Origin of the sequence: Haladaptatus sp. SPP-AMP-3, from assembly GCF_049568665.1 — an archaeon.
In the GTDB taxonomy this organism is placed as follows: domain Archaea; phylum Halobacteriota; class Halobacteria; order Halobacteriales; family Haladaptataceae; genus Haladaptatus; species Haladaptatus paucihalophilus.
The window spans coordinates 2,104,580-2,129,151 of the sequence record NZ_CP145897.1; the positions used below are offsets into that span (position 1 = coordinate 2,104,580).

Annotated in this window: 30 protein-coding genes; 16 read left to right on the top strand and 14 right to left on the bottom strand. The window is 63.7% G+C overall.

Annotation, left to right across the window (positions count from 1 at the left end):
* Positions 1 to 3: 3 nt before the first annotated feature.
* The 4 genes from V5735_RS11670 to V5735_RS11685 all read left to right on the top strand — a co-directional run bounded on the left by V5735_RS11670 (position 4) and on the right by V5735_RS11685 (position 4,226).
* On the top strand, positions 4 to 702 hold the full coding sequence (locus tag V5735_RS11670) for an energy-coupling factor ABC transporter ATP-binding protein (protein ID WP_423743677.1): 699 nt from the start codon (positions 4 to 6) through the stop codon (positions 700 to 702).
* On the top strand, positions 699 to 1,406 hold the full coding sequence (locus V5735_RS11675) for an energy-coupling factor transporter transmembrane component T family protein (protein ID WP_423743678.1): 708 nt from the start codon (positions 699 to 701) through the stop codon (positions 1,404 to 1,406). Before V5735_RS11670 ends, V5735_RS11675 begins: the two co-directional genes overlap by 4 nt.
* An 87-nt stretch (positions 1,407 to 1,493) precedes the next feature.
* Positions 1,494 to 3,620 (top strand): heterodisulfide reductase-related iron-sulfur binding cluster, encoded by a 2,127-nt coding sequence (locus tag V5735_RS11680; protein WP_423743679.1) that lies wholly within the window; start codon positions 1,494 to 1,496, stop codon positions 3,618 to 3,620.
* 339 nt (positions 3,621 to 3,959) lie between these two features.
* Positions 3,960 to 4,226 (top strand): hypothetical protein, encoded by a 267-nt coding sequence (locus tag V5735_RS11685; protein ID WP_423743680.1) that lies wholly within the window; start codon positions 3,960 to 3,962, stop codon positions 4,224 to 4,226.
* Positions 4,227 to 4,389: 163 nt separating this feature from the next.
* Here V5735_RS11685 and larB read toward each other — a convergent pair whose 3' ends face one another.
* Positions 4,390 to 5,172, bottom strand: coding sequence for a nickel pincer cofactor biosynthesis protein LarB (gene larB / locus V5735_RS11690; protein ID WP_423746022.1), 783 nt, complete (start codon positions 5,170 to 5,172; stop codon positions 4,390 to 4,392).
* A 172-nt stretch (positions 5,173 to 5,344) separates the two neighbouring features.
* On the opposite strand from larB, the gene V5735_RS11695 reads away from it, so the two are divergent.
* On the top strand, positions 5,345 to 5,512 hold the full coding sequence (locus V5735_RS11695; protein ID WP_018128851.1) for a DUF1931 family protein: 168 nt from the start codon (positions 5,345 to 5,347) through the stop codon (positions 5,510 to 5,512).
* Positions 5,513 to 5,645: 133 nt separating this feature from the next.
* Here the strand turns inward: V5735_RS11695 and rpiA are convergent, their stop codons facing one another.
* Both rpiA and V5735_RS11705 read right to left on the bottom strand, forming a co-directional pair.
* Positions 5,646 to 6,332 (bottom strand): ribose-5-phosphate isomerase RpiA, encoded by a 687-nt coding sequence (gene rpiA, locus V5735_RS11700; protein WP_423743681.1) that lies wholly within the window; start codon positions 6,330 to 6,332, stop codon positions 5,646 to 5,648.
* A 184-nt stretch (positions 6,333 to 6,516) separates the two neighbouring features.
* Positions 6,517 to 6,672: a hypothetical protein gene (locus V5735_RS11705; RefSeq protein ID WP_423743682.1), complete on the bottom strand. Its 156-nt coding sequence runs from the start codon at positions 6,670 to 6,672 to the stop codon at positions 6,517 to 6,519.
* Positions 6,673 to 6,782: 110 nt separating this feature from the next.
* On the opposite strand from V5735_RS11705, the gene V5735_RS11710 reads away from it, so the two are divergent.
* Positions 6,783 to 7,052 (top strand): DUF7553 family protein, encoded by a 270-nt coding sequence (locus V5735_RS11710; RefSeq protein WP_423743683.1) that lies wholly within the window; start codon positions 6,783 to 6,785, stop codon positions 7,050 to 7,052.
* Positions 7,053 to 7,064: 12 nt separating this feature from the next.
* On the opposite strand, the gene V5735_RS11715 is transcribed toward V5735_RS11710, so the two are convergent.
* The 3 genes from V5735_RS11715 to V5735_RS11725 all read right to left on the bottom strand — a co-directional run bounded on the left by V5735_RS11715 (position 7,065) and on the right by V5735_RS11725 (position 9,038).
* Positions 7,065 to 7,691: a rubrerythrin family protein gene (locus V5735_RS11715; RefSeq protein ID WP_423743684.1), complete on the bottom strand. Its 627-nt coding sequence runs from the start codon at positions 7,689 to 7,691 to the stop codon at positions 7,065 to 7,067.
* A 55-nt stretch (positions 7,692 to 7,746) separates the two neighbouring features.
* Entirely contained in the window at positions 7,747 to 7,962 is a 216-nt protein-coding gene (locus tag V5735_RS11720) for a DUF7511 domain-containing protein (protein WP_423743685.1), read from the bottom strand.
* Between the two features lie 215 nt (positions 7,963 to 8,177).
* Positions 8,178 to 9,038: a sulfurtransferase gene (locus tag V5735_RS11725; protein ID WP_423743686.1), complete on the bottom strand. Its 861-nt coding sequence runs from the start codon at positions 9,036 to 9,038 to the stop codon at positions 8,178 to 8,180.
* A 242-nt stretch (positions 9,039 to 9,280) separates the two neighbouring features.
* Here V5735_RS11725 and V5735_RS11730 point away from each other — a divergent pair, with 242 nt between their 5' ends.
* The 6 genes from V5735_RS11730 (at position 9,281) to V5735_RS11755 (ending at position 15,346) form a co-directional block, all read left to right on the top strand.
* The gene (locus tag V5735_RS11730; RefSeq protein WP_423743687.1) at positions 9,281 to 10,060 is read left to right on the top strand and encodes a sulfurtransferase; all 780 of its coding nucleotides are present in this window, start codon (positions 9,281 to 9,283) and stop codon (positions 10,058 to 10,060) included.
* Between the two features lie 300 nt (positions 10,061 to 10,360).
* On the top strand, positions 10,361 to 10,819 hold the full coding sequence (locus V5735_RS11735) for a twin-arginine translocation signal domain-containing protein (protein ID WP_423743688.1): 459 nt from the start codon (positions 10,361 to 10,363) through the stop codon (positions 10,817 to 10,819).
* Positions 10,820 to 10,941: 122 nt separating this feature from the next.
* Positions 10,942 to 11,334, top strand: coding sequence for a hypothetical protein (locus V5735_RS11740; RefSeq protein ID WP_423743689.1), 393 nt, complete (start codon positions 10,942 to 10,944; stop codon positions 11,332 to 11,334).
* Positions 11,335 to 11,505: 171 nt separating this feature from the next.
* Entirely contained in the window at positions 11,506 to 12,624 is a 1,119-nt protein-coding gene (locus tag V5735_RS11745) for a thiamine ABC transporter substrate-binding protein (RefSeq protein ID WP_423743690.1), read from the top strand.
* Entirely contained in the window at positions 12,625 to 14,298 is a 1,674-nt protein-coding gene (locus V5735_RS11750; RefSeq protein ID WP_423743691.1) for an ABC transporter permease, read from the top strand.
* The gene (locus V5735_RS11755) at positions 14,291 to 15,346 is read left to right on the top strand and encodes an ABC transporter ATP-binding protein (RefSeq protein ID WP_423743692.1); all 1,056 of its coding nucleotides are present in this window, start codon (positions 14,291 to 14,293) and stop codon (positions 15,344 to 15,346) included. Before V5735_RS11750 ends, V5735_RS11755 begins: the two co-directional genes overlap by 8 nt.
* Before the next feature lie 165 nt (positions 15,347 to 15,511).
* Here V5735_RS11755 and V5735_RS11760 read toward each other — a convergent pair whose 3' ends face one another.
* The 3 genes from V5735_RS11760 to V5735_RS11770 all read right to left on the bottom strand — a co-directional run bounded on the left by V5735_RS11760 (position 15,512) and on the right by V5735_RS11770 (position 19,031).
* Positions 15,512 to 16,252: a hypothetical protein gene (locus tag V5735_RS11760; RefSeq protein WP_423743693.1), complete on the bottom strand. Its 741-nt coding sequence runs from the start codon at positions 16,250 to 16,252 to the stop codon at positions 15,512 to 15,514.
* A 100-nt stretch (positions 16,253 to 16,352) separates the two neighbouring features.
* On the bottom strand, positions 16,353 to 18,686 hold the full coding sequence (locus V5735_RS11765; protein ID WP_423743694.1) for an ATP-dependent DNA helicase: 2,334 nt from the start codon (positions 18,684 to 18,686) through the stop codon (positions 16,353 to 16,355).
* 135 nt (positions 18,687 to 18,821) lie between these two features.
* Positions 18,822 to 19,031 carry a hypothetical protein gene (locus tag V5735_RS11770; RefSeq protein WP_423743695.1) on the bottom strand — a complete coding sequence of 70 codons (210 nt, stop codon included), beginning with the start codon at positions 19,029 to 19,031 and terminating at the stop codon, positions 18,822 to 18,824.
* 128 nt (positions 19,032 to 19,159) lie between these two features.
* Here V5735_RS11770 and V5735_RS11775 point away from each other — a divergent pair, with 128 nt between their 5' ends.
* The 3 genes from V5735_RS11775 (at position 19,160) to V5735_RS11785 (ending at position 20,420) form a co-directional block, all read left to right on the top strand.
* Positions 19,160 to 19,720 (top strand): DUF1684 domain-containing protein, encoded by a 561-nt coding sequence (locus V5735_RS11775; RefSeq protein WP_423746023.1) that lies wholly within the window; start codon positions 19,160 to 19,162, stop codon positions 19,718 to 19,720.
* Positions 19,721 to 19,962: 242 nt separating this feature from the next.
* Positions 19,963 to 20,112 carry a DUF7563 family protein gene (locus V5735_RS11780; protein WP_423743696.1) on the top strand — a complete coding sequence of 50 codons (150 nt, stop codon included), beginning with the start codon at positions 19,963 to 19,965 and terminating at the stop codon, positions 20,110 to 20,112.
* A 65-nt stretch (positions 20,113 to 20,177) separates the two neighbouring features.
* Complete coding sequence (locus tag V5735_RS11785; RefSeq protein WP_007976242.1) at positions 20,178 to 20,420, top strand: GIY-YIG nuclease family protein; 243 nt, start codon at positions 20,178 to 20,180, stop codon at positions 20,418 to 20,420.
* 18 nt (positions 20,421 to 20,438) lie between these two features.
* Here the strand turns inward: V5735_RS11785 and V5735_RS11790 are convergent, their stop codons facing one another.
* A complete protein-coding gene (locus V5735_RS11790) occupies positions 20,439 to 21,032 on the bottom strand; it encodes an NADPH-dependent FMN reductase (protein WP_423743697.1) in 594 nt (197 codons plus the stop codon).
* Positions 21,033 to 21,287: 255 nt separating this feature from the next.
* On the opposite strand from V5735_RS11790, the gene V5735_RS11795 reads away from it, so the two are divergent.
* Positions 21,288 to 22,670: a phosphoglucomutase/phosphomannomutase family protein gene (locus tag V5735_RS11795; RefSeq protein WP_423743698.1), complete on the top strand. Its 1,383-nt coding sequence runs from the start codon at positions 21,288 to 21,290 to the stop codon at positions 22,668 to 22,670.
* Between the two features lie 12 nt (positions 22,671 to 22,682).
* Here V5735_RS11795 and V5735_RS11800 read toward each other — a convergent pair whose 3' ends face one another.
* The 4 genes from V5735_RS11800 to samp2 form a co-directional block, all read right to left on the bottom strand.
* Entirely contained in the window at positions 22,683 to 23,591 is a 909-nt protein-coding gene (locus V5735_RS11800; RefSeq protein WP_423743699.1) for an ATP-grasp domain-containing protein, read from the bottom strand.
* Positions 23,592 to 23,706: 115 nt separating this feature from the next.
* On the bottom strand, positions 23,707 to 23,898 hold the full coding sequence (locus V5735_RS11805; protein WP_007976246.1) for a hypothetical protein: 192 nt from the start codon (positions 23,896 to 23,898) through the stop codon (positions 23,707 to 23,709).
* 25 nt (positions 23,899 to 23,923) lie between these two features.
* Positions 23,924 to 24,349 carry a GNAT family N-acetyltransferase gene (locus V5735_RS11810; RefSeq protein ID WP_423743700.1) on the bottom strand — a complete coding sequence of 142 codons (426 nt, stop codon included), beginning with the start codon at positions 24,347 to 24,349 and terminating at the stop codon, positions 23,924 to 23,926.
* Positions 24,346 to 24,543, bottom strand: a complete 198-nt coding sequence (gene samp2, locus V5735_RS11815; RefSeq protein WP_423743701.1) for a ubiquitin-like small modifier protein SAMP2 — start codon at positions 24,541 to 24,543, stop codon at positions 24,346 to 24,348. The genes V5735_RS11810 and samp2 overlap by 4 nt, the downstream gene beginning before the upstream one ends.
* Positions 24,544 to 24,572: the final 29 nt, after the last annotated feature.

The window sequence follows — 24,572 nt, forward strand, 5'->3', positions numbered from 1 at the left end:
CGAATGATAACGACGCAAAATCTCGTCCACCGCTTCGGCGACGCGGTGGCGCTCTCCGGCGTCTCGCTCACGATTCCCGACGGGGAGTTCGTCGTGATTTCCGGTCCGAACGGGAGCGGTAAGACGACGCTCGTCCGGCACTTCAACGGCCTCCTCTCGGCCGACGAGGGGACCGTTTTGGTGGACGAGACGCCGGTCCAAGAGGACCTCGTGGCCGCCCGAACTCGCGTCGGCATGGTGTTCCAACACCCGCGGGACACCTTCGTCTCCGCGACCGTCGGCGCTGACGTGGCGTTCGGGCCGGAAAATCTCGGTCTCTTGCGCGAGGAAATCGACCGTCGCGTCGAAACGTCCCTGTCCGCGGTCGGAATGGCCGACCGCAGGGACGCGCGCATCGACACGCTCTCGGGCGGCGAGTGCCAGCGCGTCGCCATCGCGGGCGCGCTGGCGATGGAACCCGCCCATCTCGTGCTGGACGAACCGTTCACCGGACTGGACGGCCCGGCCCGGGAATCCGTGGTGTCCCACCTCGAAACGCTCTCGACGTCGGGAACTGGAATCGTCGTCGTCACTCACGACTTGCGGGACGTCTGGTCGCTCGCCGACCGCGCGGTCGCGCTTCGTGACGGGGAAATCGCGGTCGATGGGTCGCCCGAGGAGACGGCATCCGAACTCGCACGCCTCGGCATCCGGACGCCATGACGCTCGCCTACCGTTCGACGGGGGCGTTCGCCGAACGACTCGACCCGCGCGTGAAACTCCTGTTTCAAGCGGTCTTCGCGGCCGTCGCGCTCGCGCACACGACTCCCGTCGGACTCGCAACTCTGACGCTGGTGGTCGCGGCGGTGTTCCTCGGGGCGGCCACGTCCCCCGTGCGGGTGCTCCGCGAGTTCCGCTACCTCTTCCCGTTCCTCGTCGGTGGCCCCGCGTTCGCGGCGCTCACGCTCGGCCCGCCGTGGGTGGTGCCGGGGGACGCCGTCGCGCCCGCGCTTGCGAGCTATCGCGTATTCCTCGTCCTCTGTGTCAGCGCGGCCTACGTCCGAACGACGCCGGTCCGCGAGTCGCGCGCGGCGATTCAGTGGCTCGTCCCCGGTCGCGTCGGACAGTTTCTCGGCATGGGCGTCGCCTTCGTCTTCCGCTTTCTTCCGGTTCTACAGGCGGATTTGCGGTCGATTCGGGACGCGATGGCCGCCCGACTCGGCGACGAGCGTTCGCTGACCGACCGGATGGAACTCGTCGGCGCGGCGGGGCTGTCGCGGGCGTTCTCTCGCGCCGATACGTTCTCGCTCGCCCTCCGCGCTCGCTGTTTCGCGTGGAACCCGACGCTTCCCCGTCTTGCGGTTTCGTCCGCGGACGCGCCCGCAGTGTTTCTGACCGCGGCGCTCCTCGTCTGGGGGGGCATTTAAACTCCAAACTGATTTTTTATTCTCGCACGACGGCGGCGGGGCGGGTGGGTGGCAAGATTTAAGCAATTCGTCTCCTCCTGATAAAACATGGCAATCTTCGCGCTCGCGGAGGCGGCGGGTACGACGCGCCCGACGTTCTGGAGAATCGGTCTGATGGGCGAGGCGATATTCTATTTCCTCGCCGTCGTGACCGTCCTCTTTTTCGTCTACGGCGTCTACAACCGCTTCGCGCGGTACACCGACGGCGAGGAGGACTGGTTCGACCGGTTGGACGACCTACCGGGACGGATGACTCGTGCGGCGAAAACCGTCATCACGAACGAGAAGCAGTTCAACCGCGACCTGTACGGCGGGTTGATGCACTCGTTTATCCTGTGGGGTTTTCTGACCCTGTTCATCGGGACGACCATCCTCGCCATCGACATGGACGGCTATCGAAAGTTCACCCACTACTTCCTCGGCGGCGAGAAGTCCTTCTTCGTTGGGAGCTTCTACCTCGCGTACTCGCTCGTGATGGACGCGATGGGGCTCCTGTTCGTCGTCGGCATCTCGATGGCGCTCTATCGGCGCTACTGGGTCCGTAACGAACGGCTCTGGGGCAAGCACACGGGACGGGAGGACGACCTGTTCATCTGGACGCTGTTCCTGCTCGGCGTCGGCGGCTACCTCACCGAAGGGGTGCGAATCCTCGGCACCAGCGCGGTCCGAAACGTGGACTTCGAGACGGTCAGCTTCGTCGGCTGGTTCGTCAAGGACCTACTCTCGGCGGCGGGCGTCACCCCCGAGATGGCGATGACGTGGTATCCCGTCACGTGGTGGGCGCACGCGCTCATCGCGCTCGTCTTCATCGCGGCGATTCCCCACGCCAAACCGTTCCACATGCTGTCGTCGTACGCCAACGTCGTCACCCGCGACGAAAAGGCGGGTAAACGCCTGCCGGGCGTTCCCTCCGACGCCAGCCCCGACGAAATCGGCGCGAGTTCCATCGACGACTTCTCGTGGAGACAACTGCTCGACCAGGACGCCTGTACGAAGTGCGGCCGCTGTTCGTCGGTCTGCCCCGCGAAGGCGTCCGGCCGCCCGCTCGACCCGCGCGACGTGATTCTCGACCTGAAACAGTACCGCGAGAACCTCGACATGGGCGGCGACGAAAAACCCATCATCGCCGATGGGGGCACTAGCGTCATCGACAGCGAGACGATGGAGTCCTGCATGGCCTGCATGGCCTGCATGGACGCCTGCCCGGTCGAAATCGAGCACCTCTCGTCGTTCACGGAGATGAACCGTCGGCTGACCGAATCCGGCCAGATGGACGTCAACGTGCAGGACGCGATGATGAACGTCTTCCAGAACGGCAACGCGTTCGGCGACCCCGAACGCCGCCGCCCCGAGTGGACCGAGGAACTCGACTTCGAGATACCCGACGCCCGCGACGAGGACGTGGAGTTCCTCTGGTACGTCGGCGACTACCCGTCCTACGACGAGCGCAACCGCCGCGTCGCTCGCTCGCTGGCGACCATCTTCCACGAGACGGGCGTCTCCTACGGCATCCTCTACGAGGACGAGCAGAACGACGGCAACGACGTGCGCCGCGTCGGCGAGGAAGGGCTGTACGAGATGCTGGTCGAGGACAACGTGGCCGCCTTCGAGGAGTGCGACTACGACAAAATCGTCTGCACCGACCCGCACAGCTACAACACGTTCAAAAACGAGTACCCGGAGATGGACGAGGACTTCGACTCCCCTGTCTACCACTACACGCAGGTCGTCGAGGAACTGTTCCAGTCCGGTCGCATGGGTCTCTCGGGTACCGAACTCGACTACACGGTCACCTACCACGACCCGTGCCACCTCGGGCGCTACAACGACGAGTACGAGGCCCCCCGCGAAATCGTGAAAGGAACCGGCTGTACGCTGGACGAGATGCCGCGCAACCGCTCCAACTCCTTCTGCTGTGGCGGCGGCGGTGGCGGCCTCTGGATGGACTTGGAGGAGACCTCCAAACCCAGCGAGGAGCGCATCCGCGAGGCACTCGAAGACACCGACGCCGGGTCCGGCGTCGAGAAGTTCGTCGTCGCCTGCCCGATGTGCATGACGATGTACGAGGACGGCCGGAAGACCGGCGGCTACGAGGACGACATCGAAATCGTGGACGTGGCCGAACTGGTCGTGGAAGCCCTCGGTGCGGAAGAGAAAATCAAAGTCTCGAACTGAGCTTTCCGTTCTCGATTTCTGTTTCGCTCGTCTCTTTTCGCGACAGTCAGCAGGCCGAACAACCGACAGGACGCGCGGCTCAGTCGATTCGCACGAGCGGTGCGAATCGACTGAGCGCCCGGGGAGGTATGGGGACCCCGAGGGTGGGTGGCCGTGCGGTTCCGGCCGCCCGCACGCGGTGCGGTCGTTTACCCCAGCAACTGTCGTCCCGATATCCGTTCCAACACCGCCCGAATCTCGTCCCGAAGAACGCCGAATCGTGACGACAACCGACTTTCGTTCCACCTCAAACGATTGGAACCCTAACAACTATCTGAAGCGAATCCGATTGTGCGAGCGATGAACTCCCTCCTCGTCGGCGTGGCGGTGTTCAGCTTCGTCTCGCACGTCGTCACGCTCTACGTGTGGTATCTCCAAGACAAACCGCCAATCGCCCTCATCACGTGGGCCGCATACGCGCTGTTCTGGGCATACCTCGGCGTCACGGCGTTCTTCGAACTGGCGTTCGCCACCGTCGGATTGGCGGTCCTCCTCGTGGTCGTTCTCTCGCTTACGGCCGTTCTCCTCCATCACGAGTGGACGAATGACCGAACGCAGTCCGCCTGACGCGACGACCTCGACGCGACCGGTTACTGTTTCCTATCGACTGTTCCTATATCCTCCTTCGAAGTACTATTTTCGATGAAATCCTACTGTATGCTACTGTCATTTACTAAATTATACTGGTTCACACCATCACGCGATAGCGACCAGCGTTTCCTCTTCCCTGTCAGTGCTCTCCGTCCTCGTGCTCCCGCGCCGCACCGACGGCGCGCGCTATCAGACCGGCCTGTCCGCCCGCCACGAACCCCGCGTCGATGTTGACCACGGACAGCACCGTACACGACTGCAACATCCCCGAGAGCGCCGCCTCGCCGTCGCTCGCGTGGCCGTAGCCGTTCGACACCGGCAGGCCGATGACGGGCGTGTCCACGAGTCCGGCGATGACGGTGGGGAGCGCGCCCTCGCGCCCCGCGGCGACGACGAGGGCGTCCGCCGCGCGGAGGGCGTCCACCTCGTCCAACACGCGAACCAGGGAGGCGACGCCCACGTCGTGAATCTCCTCGACGGTCGCGCCCATCTCCGACGCGATGACCGCGGCTTCCCCGGCGGGAATCGCGTCGCTCGTGCCCGCGCTGACGATGCCGACCGTCGCGTCGAGGTCCGGCGGCTCGAAGGTCGTCGCGTGGGCGACGAGCACGTTCGCTCGGGTTCGAACCCGCACGCTCGCGTCCGGGTGGTCGGCGTCGAGCCTCCGCTGGACCGCTCCCGCGTGTTCGTCGTCCACTCGCGTGACTATCGCCCTGCCCGCGGTCTCGACGGCCGTCGTGGCGAGTTCGGCGACTTCGCTCGGCGTCTTTCCGTCGGCGAGTATCGCCTCTGGGACGCCGCGACGCTGCTCGCGGGCCGCATCGAACCGCCCGGCCCCGTTCGTCGCGTATCCCGATAGCATCGCCTCCGCTTCCGCGACGCTGGTCTCCCCGTTCGCCACCGATTCGAGTAGTTCGCGCATATTCGCCACTCTGTGGCCCTCCTACTCCTGTCTGTCGTCCGCGGTCAATCTACTTTACTTCACTTAAAACTTTTGGCGGTACCGACAGAGTAGGTCACATTCTTCGACTCGTGGCTGTTCACCGCATAATTTGGGAAGCTTTATTAAGCGCGCTACGGAACGTCAATCCTGTATGGCAGACCTTATTGTCAAAGCGGCTGTGAAAGAAGCGCTCGACGACAAAAACGTTGCCTCGGACTTCTACGATGCACTCGACGTTGAAGTCGAGGAGCTCCTCGAGGACGCTGCACGACGCGCAGAAGAGAACGACCGAAAGACGGTCCAGCCGCGCGACCTGTAAAAACGGAACTCCCTTCATTTATTTTTTCGCCGTCTAGCGACGGCGTTCGACGCACCAGCGGTCGTCTCGGTCGTCCTGACGACCGCCATAACGGCGTTTTCGCCCCTCTCAGGGCGTTTTTCGCCGCTCTTCGTCACACTCGTCTCACGTCTACGCCGTCGTCGTTCCCGGCGTGTATCTCGTCGGCCATCCCGACGAACAGTCCGTGTTCCACCACGCCCGGAATCGCCGAGAGGTCGGCCGCGAGGTCGCCGGGCGAGCCGATTTCTCCGAACTCACAGTCGAGGACGAGGTTTCCGTTGTCGGTCACGACCGGCCCATCCTTTCGCTCCGCGTCGCGCAACGTCGGGTCCCCGCCGAGACGGCGAACGTCGTCGGCCACCGTCGTGCGCGCGGCGGGTAGCACCTCGACCGGAACCGGATGGTGCAGCCGTTCTGCCGCTTTGTTCGGGTCCACGACGACGAGAAACCGGTCCGCCGCGCCGTCCACGATTTTCTCCCGAGCGTGCGCCGCTCCGCCGCCCTTGATGAGGTCGCCTCCGGCGAACTGGTCCGCGCCGTCGATGGCCACGTCGATTCTCGACACGGTATCGAGGTCGGTGAGTGGAATCCCCTCCTGCCGTGCCAGTTGTCGCGATTGGAACGACGTCGGCACCCCGCGTACGTCGAGACCCGAATCGACCATCCGCCCGAGTGCTCGAATCGCGTGAGCCGTCGTACTCCCCGTTCCCAGTCCGACTACCATGCCGTCTTCGACCGCTTCCGCCGCGCTCTCGCCCGCGTTTCGCTTCGCCTCGTCGCTTCCACCCGTCGTTTTCATGTTCGTGGAAATCGGTGCGGCCCGGAAAAAGGTTGCTAGCGCGTCCGCGAGACTCCCCCCGATAAATAAACTGGACGTTCGAACCGACAGCTACAGGCCCGTTTCCCCGTTACATCCATTCGGATGTGGCTCCCCCACATTCGGGAGGATGGGGTTCGGTTCCTCTTGTAGCCTTTCGCCCGATTCAATCCTCGAACGGGAGGGTTCCGGGCTCCTCGACGACTACCCACCAGTGGTAGTCGGCTTTGGGATGTCGCCGCTCCACGTGTTCTCGCAACTCGTCACCCTGTTCGAAGTCACGCCCACAGAGGTTACACCGGTGATGTCGTTTTCGAGCCATGGGACTAGAACGCCGTGAACCGCTAAAACTCGTCGTCCGTTCGCGCGCCGATAACCGTCGTTTTTTGCACCGCCCATAGCACTATTTCGCTCGCTGTCGTAGGCCCGGTCATGACGCGCGAACAACTGATACACGCGGCGGAGGAACTGAAACAGGCCAGCGCCGACACCACCGGCGAGGTCAAAGAACGTCTTGAATCGCAGGCTGACTCCCTCCATTCGCTCGCCGAGGCCGACCACGGCCCGGACCACGGGCGACTCGACCGCATCATGCACGCCCTCTCGGAACTGGAAGACGACGTGGACGAGGGAACCGCGAAACGGATCGATAGCGCCTACGACCACGTGAAGGCCCACCGCGAAACCGTCGGCGGCGTTTAAAAACAACCTCGCTCAGCAGACCGGTTTCGGATTGACGCCCATCGACTCCAGCGAGTCGGTGTACTCCTCGTAGGCGGCGGTAATCGCACCCTCGGCGGCCTCTTTTGCTGTCTCCCAGTCCTCGTCCGAATCACAGCGCTCGCCGAGGAGCGCGAGCGTGTCGTCCAACTGGTCGTCCAAATCGCCTTTCAGGTCGCGGAACAACTGGGCCGTCGTCGGGTCGGCCTGTCCCGTGAAAAAGCCCGTCATCTGCTTTTTCGATTTCTCGCTCGCCAGCGTCCGCCCGACGAATCCGCCGAGGCGCGCGGTGGTGTCGTCCAGTCCGCGGAGGTACTCGTGGAGCGCGGGCGTTTCGTTCGGTTCGTGGTCGTCCACCTTCCCGGAAACGCGGTCGTAGTGGTCGTTCTCTACGTCCGCGATACCCGCGAACAGTTCGCTCGCGTCGGAGTCGTCCTCGTCGTCTGCCCACCCTTCGAACGTTCGGGCGGCCGCGTGTTCGGAGTCGGCGGCGGCGTGGAACACTTCGTCGGCGTCCATTTCGCCGTTCGTCGCGGCGTACAGCGACTTCGAGGAGCCGAGGCGCGAGAGGGCGGTTTCGTTTTCCTTGCGGACGGCTTCGAGAAATTCCTCCGAGTTCATGTGCCACGATACGAAGCCGTTCGGCTTGTAATCACCGACGTCGGAAACGCTCGCTCTACTGCATGTCGTCCAAACCGACGAAAACATCCGCGTCCGCGGTTATCCAGCTCGCCATGCGTTCGAGGCGGGTGGCTTCCGTCGGGTAAATCGTACACCGATTCGGTTTGCCGTCGTACTCGACCACGACGGAGGACAACTCGAAGGACTGCGGGGCGGCGACGTTCTGTTCCGGTTCGGACGGCTTGTCGACGGTATGGAAATGTCCGGTCATGATGTCCTCGTGGGGGCGTCCCGACGACGCCGTACTATTGAGATTCGCCCCGCTCTCAATAATCCCTGCTAGTTGTTCTCCATAGCCCTCGATAGCGGTCGGTATCTGTCGGCCGTCTGGGTTATCGGTGTTTCGGTCATCGGCCGCTTGGGATGTTACTGCCACGGGACGTATCGGCTCGAAGAAAACGGTGTCAGTCGTTTCGGTCGCTGTGGTCAGTTTCCGGTTTCGATTGGCGCGTCCACGAGGTTGCCCCACTCGGTCCACGACCCGTCGTAGTTGGCGACGTTGTCGTACCCGAGCAGTTCCGAGAGTGCGAACCACGCGATGGACGAGCGCTCACCGATACGGCAGTAGGCGACGACCTGCTGGTCGTTGGTGACGCCTTCACTTTCGTACAGGTCGCAGAGCTCCGCTGCCGACTTGAACGTCCCGTCGTCGTTCACGGTGGCCGCCCAGGAGATGTTCGATGCACCGGGGACGTGGCCGCCGCGCTGGGCCGTCTCCTGCAGTCCCGGGGGCGCGAGAATTTCGCCGCTGAACTCCTCGGGCGACCGAACGTCCACGAGGGGAACGCCGCGGTCGATGGCTTTCTCCACGTCGTCGCGGTAAGCGCGGATTCCCTCGAAGGGACCGCGGGCGTCGTAGTCGACTTCGGGGTACGACGGTACCTCGTCCGTCGTCGGGAAGCCGTTTTCGAGCCAGTAGTCGCGCCCGCCGTCGAGGAGCTTCACGTTCTCGTGGCCGTAGTACGTGAACTGCCAGTAGGCGTAGGCGGCGAACCAGTTGGAGTTGTCACCGTACAGGACGACCGTGGTGTCCTCGGCGATGCCGTGTCCGCCGAGCAGGTCCTCGAAGTCGTCCTTTTCGAGGATGTCGCGCGTGGTCTGGTCCTGCAGTTGCGTCTCCCAGTTGACCCCGATTGCACCCGGCGCGTGGGCGGCGTCGTAGGCTTCAGTGTCGACGTCGACCTCTACGAGTCGATAGTTCGGTTCGTCACTTTGGAACTCGTCGAGGTGGTCTTCCACCCACTCGGCGCTGACGAGAACGTCCTTGGCGTAGTCGCTGTCGCTCATGCATCCCCTTCTTTCCGTGCTCCGGTTATATTCTTGTTACTGCCGGAAGGTTCCGCCTTCTGTCGAGCTTCCCGGCAAAAATCTCTGCAAGTTCGGAGCGGATTCCCGACTACCCGGTCCCCGGTAGGTGGCGAACCGAACGCGACGACCAACTATCGGCAACATCGGCCGGTATCTGCAGTCTGAAGCCGGATTCGACGGTACCCGGAGGGCTAAGACGCTGGACTCGGTACCGGGGACCGATGCACGAGAACGTCGTCGTCTCGGCAGGATGGCTCGCCGAGCGACTGGACGAGGTACGAGTCGTTGACGTCCGCGACGCGTGGGAGTACGACGGAATCGGCCACCTCCCCGGCGCGGTCAACATCCCGTTCGACGCCTTCCGGTCGTCCGACGCCGACGATGCCGGAATGCTCCCCGGTGTCGAGGCGTGGAAGGATCTCCTCGGAAACGCCGGTATCGACGAAGATGACACCATCGTCGCCTACGACGACATGCACGGCGTGTTCGCGGCGCGGTTCCTCGTCACCGCCGAACTGTACGGCCACGACCGACTCCACCTGCTCGACGGCGACTTCAGTTCGTGGCAACGCGACCACGGGACGACGACCAACGTACCATCGCCCGACCCCGTTTCCTACTCGCCCCGCGATTCGGAGGGCACCACGCTCGTCGGACGCGAGGCGGTCGAAGCCGCCATCGACGACCCGGAGGCCGTGCTGGTGGACACCCGCGACCCGACGGAATTCGCCGACGGTCACCTTCCGGGTGCCGTCAATGTGGATTGGCTCGACCTCGTTGACGAGGAGAGCCGCGGCCTGAAATCTCCCGACGAACTTCGTGAAATCCTCGAATCCAACGGTGTCATCCCCGACAAACGCGTCATCCTCTACTGTAACACCGCCCGGCGGATCAGCCACACCTACGTCGTCCTCTCTTCGCTCGGCTACGACGACCTCGGATTTTACGAGGGGAGTCTCACCGACTGGACCGCGGCCGACGGCGAACTCGAACGCGAGTGAGAGCGGCCCGGGTGGGAACGCGATGGCGCCTCCCCGCTCTCTTTTTCGTCCGTTTTGTCTATTCGCCAGTCAGAAAACGGTCCGCGACGAACGAAGCCCGGTTCAGTTTCAACCGCGGTAACGGGCATGGAATCCCCCGTAACCGCGAATACCGACCGGTGTCGTGTACGCCCTCGTGGTGAGCCGTGATTGCCCGTCTGACCCTAACTACGATAGTTTTCCATTGGTCACTGAAACAGTCGCGGCCATTTATCTTCGGTTCCGGCCTATAGCCTGTCGCCCCGGGAGGGGGGAAAAGGGATGACTGTGAGAGAACAACAAGACGCAGAAAACGTCGAATCGGAAGAACGTCGCTCGTTTATGAAGAAAGGTGCGCTCGCAACGGGCGCACTCGCGTTGGGGTTAGGTAGCGCCGGGAGCGCCTCGGCGCAGGGCCGAAACGTGTTGGTGTACACCTACGACTACCACCCGCAAGTGCAGTTCCGGGTCGTGAACTCGTTGGAGCAAGCCACCACGGTTCGCTTGCTTGAACGTCCCGGCGGCGGCAACGTGCCGGAGATCAGCCAGCCGGACGACTACGACGGCTACATCATCCGCTACCTGCTCGGTGGCGGCGGTGGCGGCCAAGGTCAGATCACCACGTTCGTCTTCGGCCGCAACCTCTCGCTGAGTCAGGGTGACACGCGTCAGTTCAGCGGTGACGCGTCGGTCTTCAGCAGCACGCTCAACCTGCTCAGCACCAGCCTCCGAAGCAGCTAATCGATTCGACGTCGCATCGGGGGGTAGCAACGACGCGGTTCCGTACCCATTTTTTGGCCGTCCGTCGGAGCCGACGGTAGCGTTACGGACAGCACGACCGATTTCCATACCTCGGAGCATGCATGAGAGACGAATTCGACACCGAGCCGCCGTCAACGGACCGCTCAGCCGACTTCAGTGCCCTCGTTCGACCGTCCGCCCAGCCATCCGGGAGCGTGCTGGTGTTCACCCGCGATTTCTATCCGAACGTCCCGTTCCGAATCGTCTCCCAACTGCCCGCGTTCATCACGGTGTCCATCCTCGACGAACCGCCCGACGACGTGCAGGTGATATCGCAACCGGACGAGTACAACGGCTACGTCGTCACCTACGAGTTCTACGAGACGCCCGTCTTCGTCTTTCTGTTCTCCCGTCGCTACCTTCCGACGGGAGGCCGATTTCGATTCGCGGACGACGCCACGTACTTTAGCGCCAATCTGGACCTCCTCGAAGTGTCCGTGACGAGGGTGGAGTGAGAGGACACTTCTTGGCGTACTTCGGAACGCGATGGTTGAGGGACCGTATCAAATTTCATATAGCACTAACTGATTTATTTACGGATTTTACCCTCGTTCCCTGTCCGGATGAATGATGCACTCTTCCCGACATCACGTCCGTTAAGTACCACCGACTACAACCACCAAGTAATGAAACGACGAACCTTCCTTACGGCGAGCGCGACGGGACTCGCCGGACTCGCTGGCTGCCTCGGGAACTCCGACGATGCTGGTTCCGGCGGTGCGGGTTCGACCGGCGACCCGACCGCGACGACCACGGCACAGACCGAACTGAGCGGCACGCTGAACGTCGCAACGTACAGCGCGCTCGTGGACGCGCCCAGTTCGTCGCCCGGCGCGTGGCTGAAAAAGGAGTTCGAGAAGGAGTACCCGAAAGCCACCCTCCAGTGGCAAACTCCTGAAAACGAGGTCAACTACTTCATCCAACGCAAGACACAGGGCGTCGGCATCGACGCGGACGTGTACGTCGGGCTGAACGTGGACCAACTCATCACCATCGACGACAAACTCGGCGGGAAACAGCTGTTCACCCCGATAGCCGATTCCCTCTCGAACTACGGCCACGTCAAAGAGGGGTTGACGTTCGACCCGAAAAACCGGGCCGTCCCGTACGACACGGGCTACGTCAGCCTCGTCTACGACGAGACGAAGGTCGACGGCCCCGGAACGTTCGACGCGCTCACGAAACCGAAGTTCGAAGGGACGCTGTTGACCGAGAACGCCCAGCAGGCCGCGACCGGGCGGGCCTTCCTGCTCTGGACGATTCACCAGATGGGCGAGGATAACTACCTCGACTACTGGAAGCGACTCTCGAACAACGACGTTCAGATTCTCGGCTCGTGGGACGCGGCCTACACCGCCTTCTCGAACGGCGAGCGACCCATCGTGGTCTCCTACTCCACCGACCAGGTGTACGCCAACCGCGACGGCGCGAACCTGAAGAAACACCAAATCGGCTTCCTGAACGGACAGGGCTACGCCAACCCCGAGGGGATGGCGAAGTTCGCTGACACGGACAACTCGAAACTCGCCGACGCCTTCCTCGACTTCGTGCTCTCGAAGAAAGCTCAGTCGAAGATTCCGACGCTCAACGTCTCGTTCCCGGCGACGGACTGGGCCGAACCGGGCGAGGAGTTCGAAAAGTACGCCAAGGCCCCAGAAAAACCCGTCACCTACTCCTACGATCAACTAAAGGGCAACGTGGAAGGATGGGTTGATGAGTGGGCGCGCCAGATTGCGAGCAAGTAGATGAACCCCGGGCGCTGGCTCGAACGACACACGCTCTCCCTCCTCGGCATCTCCACCAGCGCCGTGCTCGCCGTCTTGTTCTACTACCCCGTCGCCATCGTCTTCGCTGACGCGGGGGGACTCGACGCCTTCCTCGACGTGCTGACCGACCGCTTCTACCTCTTCGACATCTTCGGCTTCACGGCGTATCAGGCCCTCCTCTCCACGCTCGCCAGCGTCGCCCTCGGTCTCCCGGGCGCCTACGTCCTCGCGCGCTACGAGTTTCCGGGGCGTCGCACGATTCGCTCGCTGACCATCCTCCCGTTCGTCATGCCGTCCATCCTCGTCGCCATCGGATTCGTGGCGATGTTCGGGCAGAACGGCCTGTTCAACGACCTGGTTGGCGTTATCGGCCTCGGACCGTACTCGCTGCTGTACAACCTCCCCGCCATCGTCGCCGCCCACGCCTTCTACAACGCGCCGCTCGTCGCCCGCGTGACGAACGCGGCGTGGGAGAGCGTGGACGCCCGCGAGGTCGAAACCGCCCGAAGCCTCGGCGCTGGACGGTTTCGAGCGTTCCGAGACGTGCTCGTCCCCCAACTGCTCCCCGCGATCCTCACCGGCGCACTTCTCACGTTCATCTTCACGTTCATGTCGTTCCCAATCGTTCTCGCGCTGGGCGGATTCCAGTTCCAGACCGTCGAAGTGTGGGTGTACGCGCTCGTTCAGCGACTCGACTACTCCGAGGCGGCGGTCCTCGCCGTCCTCGAAACCACTCTGTCGCTCGCCCTGACCTACGGATACCTCCGGTACGAGGCCCGCCAGAGCGCCGTCTCGCGGGCCAGCAGACCCCTCCCGCGGAAACGCCTCTTTTCGGGCGACGGCGGTCTCGCCGAAACCCTGGAACGGGCGGGCGTCGCGGTCTACCTGCTCGTCGTCCTCGTCCTCTTTCTCGGTCCGCTCGTGAGCACCGTCCTCGAAAGTTTCACCGGGCCGTCCGGGTTCACCCTGCGCTATTACGAGTTCCTCGTGACGCGGCAGGTGTCCGGCGCGTCGTTCCAGACCAAACCTGGCGTCGCGGTCCAGAACTCCTTGATCTTCGGCGTCGGAACGCTCCTCGTCGCGCTCCCGATGGGCGTCGTCATCGCCGTCCTGACGCGGGCACGGAAGAGCCGAATCGTGGAAGCCGTGGCGATGGCCCCCCTCGCCGTGAGCGGCATCATGGTCGGATTGGGCATGCTCCGCGGCCTCGTCTTCGGGATTCCCATTGCCGGAACGCGGATACGGGTCGGCGGCGCGGTGGCTATCGTCGCGGCCCACGCCGTCGCGGCTTATCCCTTCGTCACGCGCAACGTATCGCCCATGCTTGCCGGAATCGACCGACGAACCGTCGAATCGGCGCGGGCGCTCGGCGCGACCCGCGTACGCACGCTGGTCGATATCGAACTCCCACTCGTGGCGGTCGGTCTCGCCGCTGGAGCAGCCTTCGCATTCGCCATCAGCATCGGCGAGTTCGACTCGACAGTTATTCTTGCCACGGGGAGTAGCAGTTACACGATGCCGGTCGCAGTCGAACGTTTCCTCGGCAAGCAGACCCTCGGGCCAGCCACGGCCATGGGCACCGTCCTGCTCGTCGTCACCGCCGTCAGTTTCGTCATCATCGACCGCCTCGGCGGGAGGTGGGAAGGTGGTTGAACTCGGCCTCTCCGGCGTCCGGAAGGAGTACGACGGCGTGACCGCCCTGAACGACGTGTCCCTTCGCGTCGCCGACGGCGAGTTCTTCACCCTCGTCGGCCCGTCGGGATGCGGCAAGACGACGACGCTCCGCGCCATCGCGGGCTTCGAGGACCTCACCGCCGGGACGGTTCGATTCGGCGACCGCGAGATGGCTGGCGTGCCGCCCGAGGAACGCGGCGTCGGCTTAGTCTTCCAGAACTACGCCCTATTTCCGCACATGACCGTCGCGGAAAACGTCGGCTACGGTCTCCGCTTCCGCGACCCGCCGGGTGCGATAACGGACGAGGAGCGCGTCCTCGAACTGCTCGAACTGGTCGGCTTGGACGGGTTCGAGGTCCGCGACCCAGACGAGCTGTCCGGCGGCCAGCAACAGCGCGTCGCCCTCGCCCGCGCGCTCGCTCCCGGTCCCGACCTGCTCCTGCTGGACGAACCGATGAGCGCGCTGGACGCCCGCCTCCGCGACGACCTCCGCACGCAAGTCTCTCGCATCCAATCCGACCTCGGAATCACGACGGTGTACGTCACTCACGACCAAGAGGAGGCGCTCGCCATCAGCGACCGCGTCGCCGTGATGAACGACGGTCGAATCGAGCAAGTCGGCCGCCCCGAGGACGTGTACCGCCGTCCCGAATCACGGTTCGTCGCGGAGTTCGTCGGCGAGAACAACCTCTTCTCGGGCGAGACTCGCGCACACGAAGCGAGGGGGTCGCTGGTCGCCGTCCGCGGCCACGAGTTCCTCGTCCCCGGTTCGACCGCCGACTCGGTGACGTTCTGCGTTCGCCCCGAGGCGCTCCGACTGGGCGGCGGCGAGAACGCCTTTTCAGCGACCGTCGAAGCCGTCGAGTTCCTCGGCGAAGCGTTCCGCGTCCACCTCGATTGGGACGGGAAACCGGTCACGCTTCGCGTTCCCGAGGCACCGGACGACGAGCGCGTTCGCGTCGGCTTCGACCCCGACGACGTGCACGTCATCGACGGCGGGACGGCCGACATCGTAGAGCAGCGATAGCCACGCGACGGTCGTCCGGGTTCAGCGCGTACACGGCGTGGTGGAACCAGCGAGCAGATGGAATCAACACTCCCCGACGGATCGCCGTCGATGTTCTCTTCGGCGTCGTACTTCGTCGGGTAGTCGCCGCAAACGTACACCGCATCCGCGGTGACCGTGGGCGCGCTATCGACTCGTCGTTTCGGTGGTATCGGTGGTGAACGTGCCGTCGGTGGTGTCGGTCGTAAACGTCCCCTCGGTCGTCTCTGTCGTGTATCCGCTGCCCGTCGTAAACGTCCCCTCGGTCGTCTCTGTCGTGAACGTCCCGCCTGTGGTTTCCGTGTTGAAGGTCCCTTCGGTCGTGTTCGTTCCGGTCGTCGTTCCCGTGGTGAACGTCCCGCCGCCACCGCCGAACCGCCCCGACCTGTCGATGTCCCCGCGCATGCTGTCGGGATGGTACCGGCAGCGGTACCGCCGAATCCGATCTGTCGGCTCGAACGTCAACGTCCGCGTTTCTCCTCGTTTCGACGACGAGTCCGTTCGGTAGATTACTTGGCCGAAATCGCCGTTTTTCTGGCCGATTATCTGGAACTCGTGTCGATTTCCGTCGAGGTTGATCCAGATGACTTTGTATCGCTCGGTCGGAATGAACCCCAGTGTCGGGTTGCGCCGTCCCTCGATGACCTTCGGTGCCAATCCGAGCCAGTGACCGACTCGCGCCCCGAGGATGATGGTTCGACGGGACTCCTGTCCCCCGTTGCCACCCGACCGGTCCGTCGTGCTCGTCGTATTCGACGTCCCGTTCGTCGTCGTTCCAGAATCGGTGGTGTTCTGTGCGGTCGTCAGTCGCCCGAGAACGCCGAGTCCCGTCAGCGCACCCGCCGTTTTCAGGAGCGTCCGGCGTTGTGATTTGGGTGTCCCTGTCATATGTTCCTCCGAACGAGGGACACCGCCTCGACGCAAAAAGCGCGCGCACCGTTCGAGCCTACAATTCGAACTTATCTCCTCGAAACGGTCGTTATTCCTCTCAATTCCTGTCCCAAAACCGCTCCAAGCCGAACGAGAGCATGTCCGGACTGACCGGTTGGAACTCCTCGCGCTCCGTTTCGGGGAAGAACTCCCGAACGCTGTCCCACGACTCGCGGGCGTAGCGGCTGTCCACCAGCACGCGAATCCCCCGTTCGTCCGAGCCGCGTATGACCCTGCCGAGCGCCTGCCGCGCCTTCCTGACCGCCGGGACGGTCAATGCGTAGGTGAACCCGTCGCCGAATTTCCGCTCGTAGGCGGTTCGCACCGCACGCGTCCGCGGACTGGCGGTGTTGATGATGGGAACCCCGCAGACGACTGCCGCGCGGAGTCTGTCACCGCGATAATCGACGCCCTCCGTCAGCGTTCCACGGAGGCTCGTCACGAGCACCTTCGACTCGCCGCCGAAGAACTCGTCCTTCAAGTCCTCCGTCGCCTCGTCCGCGCTACTCTCGTCCAACAGCACCGGTTTGTCCACGACGCCCCGCAGGTGTTCTGCGGCCCACGTCGCCTCCGCGTAGTTCGGCATGCCGACGAGGACGTTGCCCGGCGAGCGCGCCACGTCCCGAACCGCGTCCGCGTACACCTGCCGCTCCGGGGTTTCCTCGCCCGGCGCGCCCCGGTTGTCGTAGGTGAACTTCGGGGCGTCCACCGCGAAGCTCTCGCGGTTCGACTCGGGGAAGTTCAGGCCGAAGGTCCGCTCCACGATGGGCCTACCGTCGGCTTCGAGATGCCCGAGTCCGGACACCTCCTCGAAGATTTCGAGCGGTTCGAGCGTCGCGCTCATCAAAATCCCGCCGCCGAACTCCCCGAGTTGCTCGCCGATGGCACCGCTCGGCACGCAGTTCTGCATGGCGAGTTGCGCGTTGTACGCTCGCCGCCACGAATCGTCGGGTTCGCGGTCGTTCCACGTCCGTTCGAGGACGATTTCGCGGAAGTACTCCTCGTGGTCGTTGCGGTACCACTCGCCGAGAACGCGCCCGGCGGGAAGCGCGGCGCGCTCCCTGTCCTCGTCCTCCGCCTCGTCGAGGATTCGCGCGACGATTGCCCCCACCGCCTCCGCGCGCGCCCATGTCCCGCCGTCGTAGCCCGCGTCCGCGGCCCATTCGGAAATCTCGTCAGGTTGCGGAACCGTCGGGTCGCGGAGGGGTATCTCCTCGTCCGGCAGGTCGGTGAGGTTCGTCTTCCACCCGCGGTGTTCGCGCTCCAGATGGGCCGTCACGCGCCGGTCGAGTTCGTCGCGCAAATCCCGGATAAAATCGCGGGTGTCCTCCAGTTCGCGGAGCGTGACGTTCGCATCTTCGAGTTCCGTCCGAACCAACTCCGCGTCGGCGGTGGTGTGTTTCGCGTCCCGGTCGTCGAACTTGACGGGTTGGATGACGCGCGTGAGTTCCGACTCCGCGTCGCGGAGCGTCGAATCGCCGACCGACTGGCTCACGAGGTCGCGGACGCGCGGTTCCAGCATGTGCGCTTCGTCGCAGACGAGGAAGGTGGAGTCGTCCACCAGCGCGCCGGTGAACGTCGCCGTCGTCACCGGGTCGAAGGCGTGGTAGTAGTTGCCGACGACGACCTCCACGTGACCGAGGAGCGCACCCATCATCGAGTGCGGACAGGTGCCCCACTGGACGGAGTTGGCGACGAGATCGGCGGGTTCGATGAGCCCCATGTCGTCGAAATCGAACGGAACGGCCTCTATCGGGTCGCCGTCCTCCGGCATGTCGTCCAAGAATTGCGCGTAGAACGGACAGTACTCCACGTCGTTGTACTCGGGCATCTCGGGAGGGTACGGCGTCGGTTCCTCCGCCGTTTCGAGGAACGACGCGCCGCTTCGTTGTTTTCCGGAGTCGGCCAACCCCATCTGCTGGCTTCGGGCTTGGGACGCGAGGTTCTGGGCCGTCACCGCGCCGCCCTCGCCGGTCAGGTCCCGGGTGCGCTCCCGAAGTCCCTCACAGCGGTCGTACACCGTCTCGTCGTCGATGTTTCCCGCGTTCTCGCGGCTGTAGGGGCAGACGTCCGCCTTCCCGACGAGCGTCATCGCGGAGATGGGTTTCCAATCGTCGGGGAGGTTCGCGTTGATGGTCTTCAGATCGGTTTCGAACTGGCGGAGTTGCTGTTTGACGCTCGTGAGGACGAACACGCGTTCGTACTGACTGTCCGGGTCACGAACGAGGTCGAGACCGGCCGTCAGCGCCAGCATAGTCTTGCCAGTCCCGCAGGCACCTTCGATGACGGTGAAGCCGTCGTCGCGGGCGGTTTCGATGGCCGTCTCGATACCGTCCCGCTGCTCGTCGTAGGGCGCGTCGTGTCCGAATATCGTCCGCCAGTCCGGCATCATCGTGTCTCTGTTTCCCCCCTGCTTAGGGCTGTTGACCTGAGGTGCTCCCGTCTCGGTATTTAAACCTAAGCACGCGGCGGAAGTGATCGGGGGAAAAGGGACGAATCGGTGTGCATGGGTAGCGACGCGACGACCTTAGCCGAGAAGTAGGCCGAGACCGATGACGGTGAGGATGACGCCCATCACCCGCGTCCACAGTACTTTCCATTCCGCCGGTTCGACTTCCGACGAGCGTCGTTTGCTTCCGATGGCGTCCATCTGTTCCTGAAACCGCGCGAATCCGTACGGTTTTGCGGCTTGTGCGATACCGAAGAGAGCGAGGATGAGTCCAAGTGGATTTCCCATACGTCCTCCCGGTTCGCGTTCTCGGGTAAATTCTTTGTGGAGAATTGATGTTTTCCCTCGCTCTCCCGCTCTCGGCGCGACTGGCGAAGGACGGAGCGTTTACCCGCCGCGAACGAGTACGCCACGGTATGACCGAGTTCGAGACCACGGAGGCCGACTGGCGCGAGGAACTGCTCTCCACCCGAGCGGAGAAAGACGACTTCTTCGGGAGCCACCCGCAGTCACCGATTCCGCCGGGGGAACGCGACGATTTCGATGACCTGTCGTACTTCGACCCCGATGCCGACTATCGAGTGACGGCGACGGTCGAGCGACACGACGACCCCGAACCCCTCGACCTCGAAACGACCGCCGGGCCGTCACAGCGCTACCTGCGGACCATGACGCTCCACTTCGATGTGGACGGCGAGGAGGCCTCACTCGTGGTGTACCAGCAGGAGGGTCAAGACTCGTTGTTCGTTCCGTTCCGGGACAAGACGACGGGGCAACAGAGCTACGAGAACGGTCGCTATCTCGAACTGTACCCCGACCGCGAACCGGCCGACGGAGACGAAATCGTCGTGGACTTCAACCTCGCGTACTCCCCGTTCTGTGCCTACAGCGAGACGTTCTCGTGTCCGCTCCCGCCCGAGGAGAACTGGCTGGATCTGCTGATTCCCGCGGGTGAGAAGACGTGGGACGACCACTGAGCGTTGAACGACGACTGAGGTCTCCCGTTTTCCACCGGAAATGAGGGGGTCGTCGCCCCGTGTTTTTCGATTCACAAAACGAATCTATCCACACGCAATCGAACAGTATTGTTTGAGCATATTGTTGTGTAATAGGCGAACAAATCTTTGCCATCGACGAATTTGGGTCTGATTTTGGAAAGCATATTTATGCGCTCACCGAGAAGGTTCAGTTGCCGACGAGGTAATCGTCGGCTGACAGCATGCCAAACTGTGACCACTGTGGCGCGCACGTCTCGGAACGATTTGCGCGCGTCTTCGCTGACGAATCCGGTTACATCCGCGCTTGCCCTGCTTGCTCGGCGAACGCAGGTATCGCCGAGGTGGCACGAGAGCGTGCGCAAAAAGTATAGCCCGCTGTGGCTGAACGGGGGCGGAACCGACAGGACAAAGACGAACCACGCGAAGCCTGTCAGGTGTGACCGACCACTGGGTTTACGTCGTCGAATGCAGTGACGGCACTTTTTACACCGGCTACACGACCGACGTCGACCGCCGGGTGGCGGAACACGACGCCGGAAACGGGGCGAAATACACCCGCGGGAGGACACCGGTCACGCTGCGCCACACCGAGCGATTCGAGTCGAAATCCGCGGCGATGTCCCGCGAATACGAGATAAAACAGTTGCGCCGAGCCGAAAAGGAACGTCTTATCGACTGAGAGTTTTCGAAACCGGTTTCAGTCGTCCGCCGCCGCTTCCTCCGCTTCCGTCTCGTCGGCTTCCGCCGAGGTGACGTCGGGCGTGATGAAGGCGTATTTTGCGGCCTGCTGTCCGAGCTTTCTCGTTCGCTCCTCCAAATCCTCGTCCTTGAACTCGCCGTTCTCGAACTGGTCGTACGCATTCCGAATCCCGACTTGGTGTGGAAGCACCCACCCGTGGACGCCGCGAACGGTGATTCGCATGTGGTCCAGCGTGCTGCCGTAGGAGCCACCACCGGCGACCGCGAGCAGGCCGACGGTGGTATCCTCGAACTCGTCGAAGCTACAGTAGTCGTGGACGTTGCGGAAGGCGGAGGTGTACGACCCGTGGTACACCGGACTGCCGAGCACGACGGAATCCGCCTCTCGAATCGTCCGCGTTATCTCCTCCGCATCCTCCGGCATCTCCTCGTCGGGGTCGAATATCGGGAGGTCGTACTCCCGAACGTCGATGAGTTCCGTCTCGGCCCCCGCTTCCGCGGCGGCGTCGAGGACGTGTTTCAGGGCTGTCCGCGTGTGACTTCCGTCGCGCATGCTGCCGCATACCGCGACGACTGTCGGTTTGGGTTGCATTATTTGCTCTGTTGGTGCCACGAACGTTTAACGGGCTTGTTCCGTCCCGACCGTCGTTGGTGCCGGTTGAACTGTCCCGTATTCCAGTAGCACGTGGATGCGGATGCCGCTCGTATTCGCCTCCGTCTCATGAACGAGAACTCTCGTCGGGTTCACAAAACGATTCCCGAAAGCGCGTTTTGGTTGGATGTTCAATATTTCTCTGGGACCACGCCACACGGTGGTTTTTTCGACCCCGGCGGTGACGAACGATGTATGGATACGCCGATTTCGTTCGGAACCGACGGCTGGCGGGCGACGCTCGACGAGTTCACGTCGCCGCGAGTGCAAATCGTAGGCCAAGCGGTCGCCGACTACCTCCGCGAGGTCGAGGACCGTGCGGGCGAGACGGTCGCCGTGAGCTACGACGCCCGCGAAACCTCGCGCGGATTCGCGGAAGACCTCTGTCGCGTCCTCGCCGCGAACGGGTTCGACGTGCTCATCCCCGAGCGGGACACCCCGACGCCGATTCTCGCGTGGACGCTCGTGAACCGCGACCTCGCGGGCGGACTGATGATAACCGCCTCGCACAACCCGCCGGAGTACAACGGCGTGAAGTTCATCCCGTCCGACGGTGCGCCAGCCCTCCCCGAAGTGACCGACGAGATAATGGCCCGACTCGCCGAACCCGACCCGCTGCCGGAGTCCGAACACGGCCGGGTCAGCGAGGAGGACTTCGTTTCCCCGTACGCCGACCACGCCTTCGACCTCGTTGACGCCGACTTCGAGGACCTCTCGGTCGTCTACGACGCCATGCACGGGAGCGGCCGCGGCGTCACCGACGAACTCCTCGAAGAAGCGGGCGCGAGCGTCGAATGCCTCCGCTGTGAACGGGACCCGGAGTTCGGCGGGTCGTCGCCGGAACCGAGCGAGGAGAATCTTCAGGAACTCGTCGCGGCGGTCGAAGACGGCGACGCCGACATCGGTATCGCGAACGACGGCGACGCCGACCGAATCGCCGTCGTCACCCCCGAACGCGGCTTCTTGGACGAGAACCTCTTTTTCGCCGCGCTGTACGAGTACCTCCTCGAAGCCGACTCGGGGTCGGCGATTCGCACCGTCTCGACCACGTTCCTCATCGACCGCATCGCCGAGAAACACGGCGAGGAGGTCCACGAGACGCCGGTCGGGTTCAAGTGGGTCGCACAGGCCATCGCGGACCACGACGCGCTCGTCGGCGGCGAGGAGAGCGGCGGGTTCACGATTCGCGGCCACATCCGCGAGAAGGATGGCGTGCTCATGGCTCTCCTCGCCGCGGCAATCGCGGCCGAACGCCCCTTCGACGACCGCGTGGACGACCTGCTCGCCGAGTTCGGCGAGATTCACCAGAACAAAATCAGTCTCGACTGTCCGGACGACGAAAAGGAGCGCGTCCTCGCCGACCTCGAAGCCGAACTCCCCGACGAGGTCGCGGGTCACGACGTGGCAGACGTGGTGACGAAGGACGGCTTCAAAATCCTCCTCGACGACGGGTCGTGGCTGCTCGTCCGCCCGAGCGGAACGGAACCGGCGATGCGAATTTACGCCGAGGGAGAGAGCGACGACCGCGTTCGTGACCTCCTCGACGCCGGTACGGAACTGGTCGAACCGCTGATTTAGACTTTCATCGACTTATTTTCGGACGACGCGAAGCGCGGACTCGATGGCGTCGGCGAACGTCGTCACCGACCCTTCACGCGTGTCGAGACTCAGATACGGCTCGACGAGTTCGAGTTCCATCAGGTGGAATCCACCATCCCGTTCGAGACCGTCCACGCGAGCGTACGGGAGGGAAACGGGGTCGATGTCCAGAATTTCGCACGCAGTTTCGAGCACGTCTCGCGCCTGCTCGACGAGTTTTCGCGGCGGGTCGTAGGCCTCTCCCGTCCCGCCGTACCTGTTGTGGGCGCGGAAGTCCCCGTCGGCGGGATAGCGCCGCCGCGCGTGGCTGAACTCGCCGCCGAAGAAGACGAGCGACCGCTCCCCGTCAGCGATTTCCGGCGCGAACTGCTGGACGAGCACGCCTCGGTCGGCCACGAGCGTCTCGAACTCCTCTTGCCGGTCTGCCGCCTCGTCAACCGACGTGCGCCACGCGTTCGCCGAACTCGTCCCGATGGCCGGTTTCACCACGGCTTCCTGCCAGTCGTTTTTCCGAAACACGGACCGAAGGTCCCTGTCGCTCCCCCGCTCCACCCACGCCGTCGGAAGGATATCGACGCCCTCCGCGGCGAGTTCGCGGAGGTAGAACTTGTGCATGTTCCAGCGAACGACCGCGGCCGGATTGAGTAGCGTCACCCCCGCCTCCTCGACGGTTTCTGTCCACTCGCGGAAGGCGTCCGGTCGGATGTGATAGTTCCAGCACGAGCGGACAAGCGCGACGTCGAAGCGCGACCAATCGATATCTTCGTCCGTCCAGATGACGGGTTCCGCCGCCCAGCCACGGTCGCGTAACTCTGCCTGCACGGCACGTCCGTTTCCCGACAGTTCCGGTGCCCGCTCTCCCGTGACGATGCCGAGGGAGCGTGACTCCTGTCTGACCATTACGTTGGACTACCGAACGAACACAGTAAAGCGCTCCCGAAACCGAATTTTTGTAAAAAATACATCAGTCGGGTTTCGGGAGGACGCCGCCTCCGCGACTCTCCGCCGCTCCCGTTCAGTTGAACGACAGCACGTCGCCGGGATTGAAGTAGTAGAGCGCCGCCAGTCCGACGCCGAACAGGGCGACGAGAAGGCTCAGTAACTCGCCGGTCGCGGCGTCGAACCCGTCAGCGAGCGCGTAGTACCCCATCGCCAGCGCGAACGCCATCCAGATGAGCGAGAGACGGCGGCGTTTCGTCTCGTCCATGGTCGTCGTTGGCGAACTCGCGGTATCAGTCTTCGCTTTCGAACCGTCCCCACAACCGTCCGTCCCCTTCGGTTTCGCCGCCCGTTTCCGGCTCATCTCCATTCCCTCCCTCCTCGATTTCGAACCCCAACGACTCGTAGAACGGCCGCACTCTCGGCGCGAAATCGGCCGTCAGCGCTCCCTCGCGTTCGACGGCGGCCGCTACCAGTTCGCCGCCGATTCCCTGCCCCCGCCGCGCTCGTCGCACCGCGATTGCCTCGATGTGGGTCGGTCGGTCCGCCGCGGCGTTGAGCACCGCCGCGCCGAGGGGTCGCCCTTCGTCTTCCGCCACCAGCACGTCCCCGGACTCGATTTTCTCCTCGACTGCCGTGGCGTCGATTTCGAGCATCGCGCCGTTCACGATTCGCAACACGTCGAGGTGGTCGTCCCCGGTCGCGGCCCGGACGGTCATCCGCCCTTGATGAGCCGGAGGATTTTCACGCGTTCCGCTTCGACCGGTTGGTCCTCCGGAACCGGCCGCCCGTCCACCATCACGGACACCTCGTGCGGACTCAGGTCCACTTTCGACACCAAGTCGGCGTAGGTTTCGTCGTCCACGTCGAACTCGTGGCTCCCCTCGCCGACCACCTCGACGGTCACGTTCATTACCGTGACTTACCGTTCTCGGCCCTTGA

Excerpts from the sequence above, each read along its gene's own strand:
- V5735_RS11725 (WP_423743686.1), bottom strand. The coding sequence starts at position 9,038 with ATGAGCGACAGCGACTACGCCAAGGACGTTCTCGTCAGCGCCGAGTGG.
- samp2 (WP_423743701.1), bottom strand. The coding sequence starts at position 24,543 with ATGAACGTGACCGTCGAGGTGGTCGGCGAGGGGAGCCACGAGTTCGAC.
- V5735_RS11710 (WP_423743683.1), top strand. The coding sequence starts at position 6,783 with ATGACGCGCGAACAACTGATACACGCGGCGGAGGAACTGAAACAGGCC.
- V5735_RS11715 (WP_423743684.1), bottom strand. The coding sequence starts at position 7,691 with ATGAACTCGGAGGAATTTCTCGAAGCCGTCCGCAAGGAAAACGAAACC.
- V5735_RS11790 (WP_423743697.1), bottom strand. The coding sequence starts at position 21,032 with ATGCAACCCAAACCGACAGTCGTCGCGGTATGCGGCAGCATGCGCGAC.
- V5735_RS11730 (WP_423743687.1), top strand. The coding sequence starts at position 9,281 with ATGCACGAGAACGTCGTCGTCTCGGCAGGATGGCTCGCCGAGCGACTG.
- rpiA (WP_423743681.1), bottom strand. The coding sequence starts at position 6,332 with ATGAAAACGACGGGTGGAAGCGACGAGGCGAAGCGAAACGCGGGCGAG.
- V5735_RS11695 (WP_018128851.1), top strand. The coding sequence starts at position 5,345 with ATGGCAGACCTTATTGTCAAAGCGGCTGTGAAAGAAGCGCTCGACGAC.
- V5735_RS11675 (WP_423743678.1), top strand. The coding sequence starts at position 699 with ATGACGCTCGCCTACCGTTCGACGGGGGCGTTCGCCGAACGACTCGAC.
- V5735_RS11765 (WP_423743694.1), bottom strand. The coding sequence starts at position 18,686 with ATGATGCCGGACTGGCGGACGATATTCGGACACGACGCGCCCTACGAC.
- V5735_RS11750 (WP_423743691.1), top strand. The coding sequence starts at position 12,625 with ATGAACCCCGGGCGCTGGCTCGAACGACACACGCTCTCCCTCCTCGGC.
- V5735_RS11760 (WP_423743693.1), bottom strand. The coding sequence starts at position 16,252 with ATGACAGGGACACCCAAATCACAACGCCGGACGCTCCTGAAAACGGCG.
- V5735_RS11780 (WP_423743696.1), top strand. The coding sequence starts at position 19,963 with ATGCCAAACTGTGACCACTGTGGCGCGCACGTCTCGGAACGATTTGCG.
- V5735_RS11705 (WP_423743682.1), bottom strand. The coding sequence starts at position 6,672 with ATGGCTCGAAAACGACATCACCGGTGTAACCTCTGTGGGCGTGACTTC.
- V5735_RS11805 (WP_007976246.1), bottom strand. The coding sequence starts at position 23,898 with ATGGACGAGACGAAACGCCGCCGTCTCTCGCTCATCTGGATGGCGTTC.
- V5735_RS11810 (WP_423743700.1), bottom strand. The coding sequence starts at position 24,349 with ATGACCGTCCGGGCCGCGACCGGGGACGACCACCTCGACGTGTTGCGA.
- V5735_RS11720 (WP_423743685.1), bottom strand. The coding sequence starts at position 7,962 with ATGACCGGACATTTCCATACCGTCGACAAGCCGTCCGAACCGGAACAG.
- V5735_RS11745 (WP_423743690.1), top strand. The coding sequence starts at position 11,506 with ATGAAACGACGAACCTTCCTTACGGCGAGCGCGACGGGACTCGCCGGA.
- V5735_RS11680 (WP_423743679.1), top strand. The coding sequence starts at position 1,494 with ATGGCAATCTTCGCGCTCGCGGAGGCGGCGGGTACGACGCGCCCGACG.
- larB (WP_423746022.1), bottom strand. The coding sequence starts at position 5,172 with ATGCGCGAACTACTCGAATCGGTGGCGAACGGGGAGACCAGCGTCGCG.
- V5735_RS11800 (WP_423743699.1), bottom strand. The coding sequence starts at position 23,591 with ATGGTCAGACAGGAGTCACGCTCCCTCGGCATCGTCACGGGAGAGCGG.
- V5735_RS11775 (WP_423746023.1), top strand. The coding sequence starts at position 19,160 with ATGACCGAGTTCGAGACCACGGAGGCCGACTGGCGCGAGGAACTGCTC.
- V5735_RS11735 (WP_423743688.1), top strand. The coding sequence starts at position 10,361 with ATGACTGTGAGAGAACAACAAGACGCAGAAAACGTCGAATCGGAAGAA.
- V5735_RS11670 (WP_423743677.1), top strand. The coding sequence starts at position 4 with ATGATAACGACGCAAAATCTCGTCCACCGCTTCGGCGACGCGGTGGCG.
- V5735_RS11795 (WP_423743698.1), top strand. The coding sequence starts at position 21,288 with ATGGATACGCCGATTTCGTTCGGAACCGACGGCTGGCGGGCGACGCTC.
- V5735_RS11770 (WP_423743695.1), bottom strand. The coding sequence starts at position 19,031 with ATGGGAAATCCACTTGGACTCATCCTCGCTCTCTTCGGTATCGCACAA.
- V5735_RS11685 (WP_423743680.1), top strand. The coding sequence starts at position 3,960 with ATGAACTCCCTCCTCGTCGGCGTGGCGGTGTTCAGCTTCGTCTCGCAC.
- V5735_RS11740 (WP_423743689.1), top strand. The coding sequence starts at position 10,942 with ATGAGAGACGAATTCGACACCGAGCCGCCGTCAACGGACCGCTCAGCC.